This is a genomic window from Runella defluvii, assembly GCF_014195535.1.
Lineage (GTDB): Bacteria > Bacteroidota > Bacteroidia > Cytophagales > Spirosomataceae > Runella > Runella defluvii.
Genome location: NZ_JACIBY010000008.1, coordinates 164,661 through 177,502, shown reverse-complemented (window position 1 = coordinate 177,502; position 12,842 = coordinate 164,661). Strand labels below are relative to the sequence as shown.

Genomic DNA, 12,842 nt, shown 5'->3' with positions numbered 1-12,842 from the left:
TCATGTCTTTTCTTGCGCTTGTTACTGCTTTACTAATTGCTCAAAAACCCGCAGAAGATTCGGTCAAAAACGACCTTTCGGTCAGCGTAGAAATACGTCCGCGCTTAGAATTTAAAGAAAACTATCGGCTTTCTTCGGAAGAAACGTTTGACCCAACGACCTTCATCAGTCAGCGTAACAGGCTTAATATCAACAATCTACGCAAAAACTTTAACCTCCGTGTGTCTTTTCAGGAAATTCATTTATTCTTAAAAGATGGCGTTAGCTCGCAGGTAGGGAGTCTCAATTTCAATGAATTATACATCGAACCAAAAATAGGCAAGCATTTTTCGGCCCTTATTGGTCGGCAAAATTTTCAGTTAGACAACGGACGGATGTTTTCGGCCGCTCCATGGTCGCAGCAACATCGTTCGCACGAAGGCATTCGGCTTCAGTACGTTACCCGTTCGTTGAGAACCGATTTTGCTGCCTTTTTCACGCGAAATTACGGCAACCGCTTCGAGGCTAGTTATTCGCCCGTGGCTTCGCATAAGTACCAGTATTTGTTGGTACATCAACTAAAGGGAACCCACCAGCAGCTCACTTATACCCTCATCAATTCGGCAGAGCTCTTTGACAAAACCTATTTTAATGCCAAACGTTACGCGACGGGTGGCCGATTGGAATACAACCTAAAAGGCATTTATACCACGCTCAGTGCTTTTTACCAATACGGACGAAACCAACAAAATCAACGCGTGAGGGCCTATTATATTCAACCCGAGGTCAGCGCTACGCTTAAAAAATTTACGTTGAGGGTGGGAGCTGAACTGCTTAGCGGTAATCCAGCCGATGTTAAAAGTGGCTATTCCAATTCGTACGAAATCGCCTACGGGGTTGCATGGAAATTTATGGGTAACATGAACTTTTACGCAAAGTTTCCCACCGACGTAGCCAACAAAGGCTTGTTTAATCCCTATCTTTTTTTGTTTTACCGCCTCACCAAAAAACTACAGTTGCGCCTCGACAACCACTTGTTTTACAGCCAATACGCCTTGGCAACCCAAGCTCAAAAATACCTCGGATACGAAACCGATTTCTCCGTCAATTATAAACCAACCAACTACATTGACCTCAACTACGGGCTATCGTTTTACGACCCCACGTCCAGTACGTTGCTACTGAAAAAAATACGGAACACCACCGCGACGCCCGTCTGGAGTTATTTGATGGTTTCGTTCAATCCAACGCTTTTTTCTCGAAAGAAATAGGCAATGAAGACATAAGGCAACGTGCTCTTATTTATTCTATATAAACTATATATAAACCTTATTTACTATGCAAACAAATTATTTAGAAACAAAGCCTTCAGAGCTTGACTATAAAACGCTCCATGAGGTGGTCATCACTTTTGACGCTCATGCCGATGTACGAGATGACTTTAATAGTCCAGCTACCAACCCCAACTTGGAGACAAACGACCAAGTTGATTTGCCCAAACTGGAGCGAGGAAAGTTAGATATTGTGAACCTGACAGTAGCTGCTCGCACTTCCGCCCCCACAAAAGCCAATTTTGAAGAAGCTCAAAAAATCGTTTACCAAAAATTAAGAGCTATCCAAAAATGGGTAAAAGCTAACCCCGAAAAATTGGAATTTGTTTATAACTCGCCCGATTATGAACGGCTAGGATTCAGCAAAAAGCACGGTATTATCTTAGGATTCCAGAATGCTTTTTGGTTCAACGATTTGAACGTTATCGACCAACTTTACGCCGAAGGAGTACGGATTTTTTCGTTCAATCACGTCGGCAACAATGCTTTTTCGGGCTCGTCGCGCCCCGTGGCAGCCTACGGGGATACCGAAAATTCGGGACTAACGCCATTGGGCTACGAAGCCGTGAAAAAACTCAATGAATTGGGCGTCATCATCGACGTTTCACAAGCTTCCCGAAAAGCCACGCTACAAATCGTTGAAGCCAGTAAACATCCCGTAATCGCTTCCAACTCAGGCGTACAAGGCAAGATAGACAATACTCGAAATTTGAGCGATGAAGAATTGAAGGCCATTGCCAACAAGGGGGGCATCGTGCACATTGTGGCGTATTCGAGCTATGTGGCCAGCAACCCCAAACATCAAGAAGAATATATCAAGCAAGTTTATGCTCCTTTTGGTCTAAAACCTAGCGACGGAAACCCCGCCGACAAATTAAGCAAAGCCGATTATGCCAAGTTTCAGGTAGCCTACCTGAAATTTTCTCGAAACGGTTGGCAGTTTGCGACACTCAACGACTACCTGGATTCGGTAGATTATGCCGTGCAACGCATCGGCATTGATCACGTTGGGATAAGTTCCGATTTCAACCACGGAGGCGGAGTAACGGGCTACGCCAACGTAGGAGAAGCCGAAAATATCACACGTGAGCTATTAAAAAGAGGGTATTCGGAAGCTGACATCCGAAAATTATGGGGCAGAAGCTTCTTTTTTCTGTTCGATAAAATTGAAAGAGATTCAAAAAATAGCCCTTGGGGTGTATCAAAATAAAACCAAATCAACGATGAAAAGGAAAGAATTTCTCCAAACCTTATCGCTTTTACCACTAGCTGGTTACACTGCGAACGCCAATGTGTTGAAACTCCTCAACCACAATCCATCGTCCAACCGAACCCCTTTGTTGTTTATTGGGCACGGAAGTCCCATGAATGGTATTACCGATAACGCCTACAGCAACGCATGGAAAGAGCTCGGACAAAAACTGGAACCACCTAAAGCTATCCTGTGCATTTCGGCTCATTGGCTTACCAAAGGCACGTTCGTAACGGCCTTGGAAGAGCAACGCACCATTCACTCGTTCAGTAATTTCCCAAAAGAACTTTTCGATGTTAAATATACGCCCAAAGGGAACTTGTCATTGGCCCAAGAAACACGTGAATTAATCAAAACAACTCAGGTGGAATTCAGCCATGACTGGGGGTTAGACCATGGCGCTTGGACGGTCATTCGGAGACTTTATCCAAACGCTAACATTCCTGTGATTCAGCTAAGTGTCGATTATACCAAACCCGCTGAGTACCATTATCAACTTGGTAAGCAACTGGCTTCGCTCCGCCGAAAAGGGGTGCTGATTTTGGGTAGTGGCAATATTATTCATAACCTCTACACGACTTCTAACAATGCCAAGCCGTTTGACTGGGCCATTGAAGCAAAGGAAAAATTCAACAAGTTGATAGCCGATAAAAATCATACTCCTCTGCTAAAATACCAATCCCTGGGTGAGTATGCCAACAACGCCATCCCTACCCCCGATCATTTCTTCCCTTTGCTTTACGTATTAGGGTTACAGGAAGAAGACGAAAATGTACGTTTTTTCAACGATGATATTCTTTCGGGGAGCCTTTCCATGACATCATTGCACATTGAAAAAGGGTAAATCAACCGTTTTCTTAGAAAAACTCTACCTATCAGACGTACTATTTTTAGTACTATAAACAGATAGAGAAAAGGGTTGTTTTACTAAAAAAAATCATATTTATTTTTTGTTTTTTGTTTCAAATAAGCTCACATTTGCACGTCTCTTCTACCTAGATAAAGAAAGTAGGCTAAAGAGCGCAATGATGTGAGTTTATTTGTGCAAAGACTACATTATAGGCATTTAACAATCCTTATTTAATGAGTCGAACGTGATACTTCTAAGGGAAAACCCCTGAGAAGGAGAATAAGTCTGTACCGTTTTTTGTTTATATATAAAATATATAGTCTAAATATTTTAATTGCCAGTTTCGTTTTAACTCACCTAACATTTTGACAAAAATGAGAAAAACAGTCTCCATACTTCTCTTGGCGTTGGCATTCTTGGGAACGTACACCCTCCACGCCCAAAACAGCGAGCCAACCATCAACGCCAAATTAAACGGGCGCATATTTGACCAACGTACCAATGAGCCCGTCATCGGTGCAACCATTCAAATCAAAGGGACAACCAACGGTGCTTCTACCAACCAAGAAGGGGCTTTTCACCTGCAAACGGGGCAGAAATTTCCGTTTACGCTCGTGGTTAGTTTTATCGGTTACAAATCCAAAGAAGTAAAAGTAGAATCAAGCCCCATTGTCATTGACCTCGAAGAAGACGCCAAGCAGCTTTCGGAAGTGGTCGTAACGGGCTACGGTAGTGAAAGCAAAAAGGCATTTACGGGCTCAGCCGTGAAAGTGTCGGCGGCGCAGTTAGAAAATCGACCAGCTCAAAGTCTCGACCAGTTATTAGGAGGGCAAGCGGCGGGGGTCAACATCGTCCAGCCGAGTGGCGCCTTGAACAGCACGCCCGTTTTCCGCATCCGTGGTATCAACTCCATCACCTCGTCGGTTTATCCACTGATCATTGTTGACGGCGTAACCGTATTTACGGGTTCGGCGGGAGGTTCGGTCGGAAACAACCCGTTGGCCGACATTAACCCCAATGACATTGAGTCCATTGATGTCCTTAAAGACGCTTCGTCGGCGGCCATTTACGGTTCGCGTGCGGCCAATGGTGTCGTGGTCATTACCACCAAAAAAGGAAAAAAAGGCAAAACAAAAGTCAACTACGATACATGGGTAAGCTGGAGCAAGCCTTTTAATTTGCCCCAATTACTCAACGCCGAAGACTACGTAACCATCAAAAACGAAGCCCGTACCAATGCAGGTCTGACGCCTGGGTTTGTGTTGGGCAAAAACGCCGACGGCTCTACCACCGAAACCAACTGGTACGATGTTGCCTACCAAACAGGCGTTTCGCAAAACCACACCTTGAATGTATCGGGTGCCAACGACGCAACCAGCTATTTTGTGTCGGTCAATTACACCAAACAAAACGGGATTCTAAAAACCAATACGTTTGACCGCAAAACGGCACGGGTAAACTTAGACCACAAACTGAACAAAAACATTACGATTGGTACCAATTTCTCTTTCACTAATTCTGTCAACGCAGGTCCTAACTCAGGAGGAATTGGCCCCAACTCCGTGGCAAGTTCGTCGGGTAACAGCGTGAATACCCAGTACATTGGCTTACAGCCGTTGGCTCGTATGACGTACATTTTGCCACCAAACGTACCCGTTTATAACGCCGACGGAACCTACAATATCAACACGGCCAACGGCAACATCGGTTACGGCCCCAACAGCACCGCTTTGGGCGTATTTAATGCTTACAACTTGCAGGCCATTCTCGACCTTGATAAAAACTCTTCGGAAAATAACACGTTGTTGGGGAGCATTTTTGCAGAGGTGGAACTTCTCAAAGACCTCAAATTCAAGACCGTGTACGGGATCAATAATTTGGTGATTGAAAACAAAGAGTTTCGTAACTTACAAAGTGGCGATGGTTTTGCCACGCGAGGCACCGCATCAAACTCCAACACGACTTTTTTCCGTTCCAACTGGACCAACACCCTTACCTACAATACCACTTTCGCGAATGTTCATAATCTAAAAGTATTGCTCGGACACGAAGAAATCTACCGCAGAGTCGATGGTTGGGGAGCAACGCGCACGGGGCTTTCCGACCCTTTCTTTACCTCGTACCAAGGCGGTTTTACCAACATCACTCCTTCTTCTACCATTCAGTCAGAAAACGGTTTGTTGTCATTCTTCAGCAGCGTCAACTACGATTACAACCGCAAATACTTAGTAAGCCTCAACTTCCGTCGGGATGGGCTATCGGCCTTGGCAGCGGGAAACAAATGGGGTAATTTCGGAGGGGGCTCGGTTGGGTGGAACGTATCGGAAGAAAGCTTTTACCAAAACTCGCCGCTCAAAAACTACATCAACTCCTTCAAAATCAGGGCAAGTTATGGCGTTGTCGGCAACAGCAGCTTGAGCGACTATGCTTCCCTTTCCCAGTATAGTTCGAGTACCTACGCAGGCGTACCAACGTTGTTTTTTGGGCAAGCAGGAAACGCCAATTTACGGTGGGAATCGAGCAAGAAAACCGACATTGGTCTGAGTCTCGGTATTTTGAACAACCGATTTACGTTGGAAGCCGACTATTACAAAAACACCATCGACGACCTAATTTTGAGTGCGCCGCAGTCGCTTTCGCAAGGAATCCCTGGCAACTCCATCGCGGCCAACGTAGGCTCGTTGTACAACGAAGGGTTTGAATTTGCCATCAACGGTAGCATCATCAACGGAAAGAAATTTCAGTGGAATGCCAATTTTAACATTGCTACCCTCAAAAACCGCGTGACGGCCTTAGGCACGGGAGGCGACATTTACCCGACTGTCATTAGCACGTTTGGGATTCAAAACATCACCCGCGTGGGTTATTCGGCAGGTTCAATTTTTGCCGTTCCTTCGCTGGGCATCAACCCTGCCAATGGTAACCGTATCTACCTCAATGCCAACGATCAACAAGTTCAGTACGATGCCCTCAAACGTACCTTTACTACGCTTGAAGGAACGACTGTTGCGGCCATTGACAACTACAAAGACGGGCGTATTCAGGGGCCGTCGTTACCAACTTACTACGGCGGATTCAACAATACCTTGACATACGGCAACTTCGATTTGGCCATCGGTCTGATTTTCTCGGGAGGAAATAAACTCTACAACGGAACCAAAGGAACACTTTCTGACCAACGCTATTTCAACAACGGTACGTGGATCAAAGACCGTTGGACTACCCCAGGCCAAGTCACCGATGTGCCTAAGCTCGTGTGGGGCGACAGCTTCAGCGGCGGTTTCTCTTCGACCAACTCTGCTTTTGTTGAAGACGGCTCGTTTCTGAAACTGAAAAACATCGCCCTCAGCTACAATATACCGCTCCAAAATGGCTCGTTTTCGAAGTACGTATCGTCCATCAAAACGTACGTTCAGGCTTCCAACATCCTCACTTTCACGAAATACACTGGCTCCGACCCTGAAATTTCAATCAATGGAAACTCCGTTAACTCTGGAAAAGACCAAAATGTACCTGTCAATGCGTCGGTCATCACGTTGGGCTTAAACGTTGGTTTCTAATTGTTAGTCGTTTAAAATCAGTTAGTGCTAAGAACCTTTTGAGTGTTTTCTTATCACTGCTCCAAATTTTTTGAAAAATGAAAAGACAATCTTTCTATACAATCAATGTTGGTCGCTCATTTCTAGTTGCTGCGGCCCTAATCGGCTCGCTCTCAGGCTGCCGCGAAAACCTCTTAAATCCCGTCCCCGTCACGAGCATTTCGACGGACGCCGCTTACAGCACGCCTGCCAAAATTTTGGCCCAAGTCAACGGCTTGTATTCACTCTTTGGGAGTCAATCCTACTTTGGAGGTCGTCATGTGGTCTTTAATGAACAACGAGGGGACGAATTTAGCCAAAACGACGGCAACAACTCCACGGGCGCCAACGTCTGGAACCAGTCGATTACGTCTTCAGGAGATTTCGTGAATGCCGTTTGGAGTTCGGCCTACACGACTATCAACTCGGCCAACATTTTGATTGAAAACCTGAGTACGTCCACGGTATTGACCGATGATTTACGAAAAAATTACATTGCAGAAGCTAAGTTTTTACGAGCGTTTGCCTATTTCAGTTTGGTACAAACCTACGCCAAACCTTACCTCCAAAGCAGTACAGCGGCGGCCCTGCCCCTTCGCTTAAAAGCTGAAACCTCGGGCGGAAACAACGACTTTGCGTTTAGTACCGTCGCCGAAGTATATACCCAAATTTTGAAAGACCTCAACGAGGCGGAAGCTGATTTGCCCGTGACGTACTCTACGTCGTTGTTGGTCGCTTCGAGAGCCCACAAAGCAACGGCGATTGCCCTGAAAACACGCGTTAATTTGGTCAAAGGCGACTATGCTGCCGTGGTTACCGACGCTAAAAAACTCGTTTCGGATGCCGCACCTTACCAGTACGTTTCGGGCACGTTGACGCATAAATTAGAAGCCAACATCGCCACTGTTTTCGGGGGTTCGTACGTTGGCAATGAAGTACTTTTGACCATTCCGTACATTAACCCAACTGAAGCGCCAGGCTTACAAAGTGCGTTGTCGGCCAATTACTTAACGCCCGTCATTTACCTAAATACGGCAGGGATTGTAGCAGATCCTGTGTTTGCCTCTGCCACTTCTACGGATGCCCGTAAAGGATTGATTTCCACCAATGCGACGGGACAAAAGCTGTTGAGAAAATTTCCTAAAAACTCGGCTCCTTTTTCCGACTACGTTCCGCTCATTCGCTATGCTGAAGTATTGCTTAACTATGCCGAAGCCGCTGCTCAAGCAGGTGACTTGCCCACGGCCACGGCCTTGCTAAAAGCGGTTCGGAACCGTTCGGATGCGAGTTACACCTTTACCAAAGGCATCTCAACCAAGGAAGAATTAATCGAAACGATTCTTAACGAACGTCGGATTGAATTGTTGGGAGAAGGTTTCCGAACGCCTGATTTGTTGAGAAGAGTCCAAAAACTTCCCGCCAAAGTCGGTAATGCAGGCGTTGCGCCCGAAGTATTGCCGACGGCAGCCAACTACGTATGGGCTGTCCCGAGCAATGAACTGGCTTACAACAAATTAGCCCCAAGATAAAACCTACTCCCAAATTTCAATTGACCATTCGATGAAAAAAGTCATTCTTAGTATCTCACTTTTCTGGGCAAGCACGGCGGTGTTTGCTCAGAAAACTTCCGCCGATAAGATTTTTATTAACGGTAAAATCATAACGGTGGACAACCAAAATTCCATTGCCCAAGCCGTGGCCGTCCAAGATGGCAAAATTTTAGCGGTTGGCACCACCAAAGACATTGAAAAACTGAAAGGAAAAAACACCCAAGTAGTGGATTTGGGTGGAAAAACGGTCACGCCAGGCCTTATTGATGGCCACAGCCACTTCATGAGTTTTGGCAGGGCTAACTTGGCCAACCTCAACCCACCACCCGTTGGAAACATCCGTAAAATTGCCGACATCGTCGCTGAATTACAGAAGTTTAAAGCCCAAAAGGGACTCAAAGAAGGCGATTGGATTAGTGGGTTTGGCTACGACGTTGACCAACTGGAAGAAAAACGACACCCGCGCAAAGAAGATTTTGACGCCGCTTTTCCCAACAACCCTGTCGTGATTACGCACGTATCTGGGCACATGTCGGTCGCCAACTCGGCTGCACTGAAAGCGGGAAGCGTCACCTCAGAAACACCTGACCCTGCGGGGGGCGTCATTGAACGCAAAGAAAACTCCAAAGAACCAACGGGGCTGCTTCAAGAAAAAGCCCAAGGATTGGTGCGGGTCAATCTGAGCGGTTCGAGCAAGGGCACTATAGAAGAGCGGTTGGCCCAACTCAAAGAGCAACAGGAATACTACGCCAGCTTTGGCGTCACTACCGCCCAAGACGGCAGCAGTAGTTTTGAGTCGTTGGAGCTGCTCCGCGAAGCTTCAAAACGGGGCGAATTAGTGATTGATATTGAGGCTTTGCCATCGTATCCCATTGTTGACAAAGTCATCAATAATCCCAATTACCAATACGGCGTGCTGAAAAACCACTTCAAAATCAACGGATTTAAGTTCTTCTCAGACGGTTCACCCCAAGGGAAAACCGCTTTTTTTGGCAAAGCTTATTTGACCAAAGTACCTGGCTGCGACCATGCCGAGTGTCGGGGATTTCCAGTAGTAACGCAGGAACAGTTCAACGATGCGATTATCAAAGCTTTTGCCAACAACATTCAGCCTTACGTGCACTGCAATGGCGATGCGGCAATTGACATGTACATCACAGCCGTAGAAAATGCCAATAAGGTGCTGGGCTTAACCAGCCTCGGCCGCCGCCCCGTCGTGATTCACTCGCAGTTTGTGCGCCTCGACCAGCTCGACAAATACAAACAACTCGGTTTTTTACCTTCGCTTTTTAGCAACCACGCCTTCTTCTGGGGCGATGTGCACGAGACCAACTTAGGCTACGACCGAGCGAAATTCTTGAGTCCGTTGAAAACCGCCCAAACCAAAGGAATCATTGCGACCAATCACACCGACTTTGGCGTGACACCCATCAATCAATTGTTTTTGTTGTGGACGTCCGTCGAACGAAAATCTCGTTCGGGAAAGGTCATTGGCCCCGAAGAACGCCTTACGCCGCTTGAAGGGCTGCGCGCCATTACCATCAATGGAGCCTACGAGTACTTTGAAGAAAATACCAAAGGTTCGATTGAAAAAGGAAAATTGGCCGACTTAGTCGTGCTTTCGGACGACATTTTGACGATTGAACCGTCAAAAATCAAAGACGTAGTCGTTCTCGAAACCATCAAAGAGGGAAAAACAGTATTCAAGAAAAAGTAATGACACTTTCAAAAATAACAACGGCCGACATCCGAACCACCCAAAGAGTCGCCGAAATATCATGGTTTAATGACATCATCGGCGGTGATACCGAGTACTTAGGCATACTAGACAGCACCCGAAGGAGCAGTTTTGACCATTGCCGAGACATCACGTTGGAGGCCGAACGCTTAGGGTATAGCAGTATTTTGTACCCAACGGCTTATACCGTAGGCCAAGACGTGTTGACGGTTACGTCGGCATTGGCCCAAGAAACAAGCCAAATCACTTTTTTGGCGGCCATTCGGACGGGCGAAATCCACCCACCGATGTTGGCAAGAGCGTTGGCTTCGCTCGACCACCAACTGAAGGGACGCCTTATCTTAAACATTATTAACTCTGACCTTCCAGGCACGCGCGAAAATGCCGATTTTAGGTACCAACGCTGTACCGAAGTCATCGAAATTCTGAAACAAGCCTGGACGCAGGAACGCATCCAATTTAAAGGTGAAATTTATAACTTCGATATGCCCGCCGACCCCGTGAAACCTTACCAAAACGGCGGCCCGCTGCTCTATTTTGGCGGAACGTCTGAGGGTTCGAGAGAAGTATGCGCCAAATACTGCGACGTGTTTTTGATGTGGCCAGAGTCAGAAGAAGCCATGTACGCAACCATGCAAGACATGACTGCAAGAGCGGCAAAATACGGTCGAAAAATAGATTTTGGCCTCCGAATTCACGTAGTAGCCCGCGAAACGCAAGAAGAAGCACGGACTTATGCCAAAAAGCTGATTTCCAAATTTGATGAAAAACGCGCCGCCGAAATCCGAGCGCGGGGCGAAGACTCTCGTTCGTTAGGCGTTATTCGACAAGACGAGTTCCGTAAAACGGCCGACGACGAGGGCTACACGGAAGAAATTCTCTGGACCCACATTGGAAAAGTCTTTTCGGGCTGCGGTAGTGGGCTGGTAGGAAGTGCCGAACAGATTGTGACGAAACTCAATCGTTACATGGACATGGGTTTCCGAGCTTTCATCTTTTCGGGTTTTCCGCTGATTGAAGAAGCCAATCACTTTGCAGAACTGGTTTTACCTCATTTGCCTAATGTTTCGTTGCCGAGGCTTTACGATAAAATCCCGACCGAAATACCTGCCACTCCCCTAACCACCGCCGAACTGGTGTAAGCCTATGTCTCAACAAGAAGAAAAAGTTGAATTTAAACGCGAACTAGGACTCGTCGATGCGGCTTTGCTCGCTGCGAGCGGCATGATTGGCTCGGGGATATTCATCGTCAGCGCCGACGTAACCCGAAACGTCGGCTCGGCGGGTTGGCTCATTATCGTCTGGCTCATTGGCGGTTTTATGACCCTAACGGCAGCCGTAAGTTACGGCGAACTCAGCGGAATGTACCCCAAAGCAGGGGGGCAATACGTGTATTTGAAAGAAGCGTACGGCCGTTTGGTGGCGTTCCTCTACGGTTGGAGTCTTTTTACCGTCATCCAAACGGGCACAATTGCAGCCGTTTGCGTGTCATTTTTCAAGTTTTTGGCCTATTTTTTTCCTATTTTCAGCGAAGATTTAGTGGCTTTTCAGCTAGGTGATTCCTTTAAAGTGTCACCTGCTCAGCTCTCTTCCATCGTTTTACTTTTTTTGTTGACGTACCTCAATACCAAAGGAGTAAAACTGGGAAAAATCGTTCAAAGTATTTTTACCAGCACCAAACTCTTGAGTTTATTGGGGCTTACGCTGTTCGGTTTTATTTATCTCAAACCCGACATCTGGCAGTCAAACTGGAGTGAACCTTTTCACTTACAGCAACTTACCAAAGCAGGAAACTTTGAGCAATATGCCGATACGCCCGCGCTGTGGGGAGCCATTGCGGCGGCGTTGGTCGGAACGGTGATTAGTTACGACGCTTGGAACAACGTAACCTTTGTGGCGGGCGAAATCAAAAACCCCAAACGAAACATTGGGTTGAGTTTACTGATAGGAACCGCCGTGGTTACGTTCATTTACGTTTCCATCAACCTCATGTTCACGGCAGTGTTGCCCATCGAGGCCCTAGGTACGCCCGAAAAAGACCGCGTTGGAATCGTGGCCGCACAGGCTATTTTTGGGGCAAGTGGCACGGCCGTTATTGCGATTTTAATCCTGATTTCTTCCTTTGGTTGTGCCAACGGAATGATTTTAGCGGGGGCAAGGGTGTATTACAGCATGGCGCAAGATGGCCTCTTTTTCAACAAAACGGGCGAACTCAACAAAAATGCCGTACCCGAATATGCTCTTTGGTTGCAGTTTTTGGTGGCGGTAGCGCTGAGCCTGAGCGGTCGCTACGGCGATTTGCTCGACATGATTTCGTTTGTGGTTGTCATTTTTTACGTATTGACGATAGCCGCTATCTACGTTCTACGCAAAAAAGAACCCACCCTCGACCGCCCCTACAAAGCTTGGGGTTACCCTATTTTGCCTGCTATTTACATTTTAATGGGACTGGCGTTTTGTACCTTGTTAATCATTTACAAACCCACCTACACGTGGCCCGGGCTTATCATTGCGGGGTTGGGCGTTCCTGTTTATTATTGGGTTAAAAAGTAAAAAGTTCAGAA

Annotated in this window: 8 protein-coding genes; all 8 read left to right on the top strand. The window is 46.7% G+C overall.

What is annotated here, in order from left to right:
• Positions 1-2: 2 nt before the first annotated feature.
• The 8 genes from FHS57_RS19010 to FHS57_RS18975 all read left to right on the top strand — a co-directional run bounded on the left by FHS57_RS19010 (position 3) and on the right by FHS57_RS18975 (position 12,831).
• Positions 3-1,250 carry an alginate export family protein gene (locus FHS57_RS19010; protein ID WP_183976464.1) on the top strand — a complete coding sequence of 416 codons (1,248 nt, stop codon included), beginning with the start codon at positions 3-5 and terminating at the stop codon, positions 1,248-1,250.
• A gap of 67 nt (positions 1,251-1,317) precedes the next feature.
• The gene (locus FHS57_RS19005; RefSeq protein ID WP_183976462.1) at positions 1,318-2,520 is read left to right on the top strand and encodes a dipeptidase; all 1,203 of its coding nucleotides are present in this window, start codon (positions 1,318-1,320) and stop codon (positions 2,518-2,520) included.
• A gap of 13 nt (positions 2,521-2,533) precedes the next feature.
• Positions 2,534-3,406: a 4,5-DOPA-extradiol-dioxygenase gene (ygiD, locus tag FHS57_RS19000; protein WP_183976460.1), complete on the top strand. Its 873-nt coding sequence runs from the start codon at positions 2,534-2,536 to the stop codon at positions 3,404-3,406.
• A gap of 380 nt (positions 3,407-3,786) precedes the next feature.
• Positions 3,787-6,972: a SusC/RagA family TonB-linked outer membrane protein gene (locus FHS57_RS18995; RefSeq protein ID WP_183976458.1), complete on the top strand. Its 3,186-nt coding sequence runs from the start codon at positions 3,787-3,789 to the stop codon at positions 6,970-6,972.
• A 77-nt stretch (positions 6,973-7,049) separates the two neighbouring features.
• On the top strand, positions 7,050-8,519 hold the full coding sequence (locus FHS57_RS18990) for a RagB/SusD family nutrient uptake outer membrane protein (protein WP_183976456.1): 1,470 nt from the start codon (positions 7,050-7,052) through the stop codon (positions 8,517-8,519).
• 31 nt (positions 8,520-8,550) lie between these two features.
• Positions 8,551-10,257: an amidohydrolase gene (locus FHS57_RS18985; protein ID WP_183976454.1), complete on the top strand. Its 1,707-nt coding sequence runs from the start codon at positions 8,551-8,553 to the stop codon at positions 10,255-10,257.
• A complete protein-coding gene (locus FHS57_RS18980) occupies positions 10,257-11,420 on the top strand; it encodes an LLM class flavin-dependent oxidoreductase (protein ID WP_183976452.1) in 1,164 nt (387 codons plus the stop codon). Before FHS57_RS18985 ends, FHS57_RS18980 begins: the two co-directional genes overlap by 1 nt.
• A gap of 4 nt (positions 11,421-11,424) precedes the next feature.
• Positions 11,425-12,831: an APC family permease gene (locus tag FHS57_RS18975; protein WP_183976450.1), complete on the top strand. Its 1,407-nt coding sequence runs from the start codon at positions 11,425-11,427 to the stop codon at positions 12,829-12,831.
• Positions 12,832-12,842: the final 11 nt, after the last annotated feature.

Excerpts from the sequence above, each read along its gene's own strand:
- FHS57_RS19010 (WP_183976464.1), top strand. The coding sequence starts at position 3 with ATGTCTTTTCTTGCGCTTGTTACTGCTTTACTAATTGCTCAAAAACCC.
- FHS57_RS19005 (WP_183976462.1), top strand. The coding sequence starts at position 1,318 with ATGCAAACAAATTATTTAGAAACAAAGCCTTCAGAGCTTGACTATAAA.
- ygiD (WP_183976460.1), top strand. The coding sequence starts at position 2,534 with ATGAAAAGGAAAGAATTTCTCCAAACCTTATCGCTTTTACCACTAGCT.
- FHS57_RS18995 (WP_183976458.1), top strand. The coding sequence starts at position 3,787 with ATGAGAAAAACAGTCTCCATACTTCTCTTGGCGTTGGCATTCTTGGGA.
- FHS57_RS18990 (WP_183976456.1), top strand. The coding sequence starts at position 7,050 with ATGAAAAGACAATCTTTCTATACAATCAATGTTGGTCGCTCATTTCTA.
- FHS57_RS18985 (WP_183976454.1), top strand. The coding sequence starts at position 8,551 with ATGAAAAAAGTCATTCTTAGTATCTCACTTTTCTGGGCAAGCACGGCG.
- FHS57_RS18980 (WP_183976452.1), top strand. The coding sequence starts at position 10,257 with ATGACACTTTCAAAAATAACAACGGCCGACATCCGAACCACCCAAAGA.
- FHS57_RS18975 (WP_183976450.1), top strand. The coding sequence starts at position 11,425 with ATGTCTCAACAAGAAGAAAAAGTTGAATTTAAACGCGAACTAGGACTC.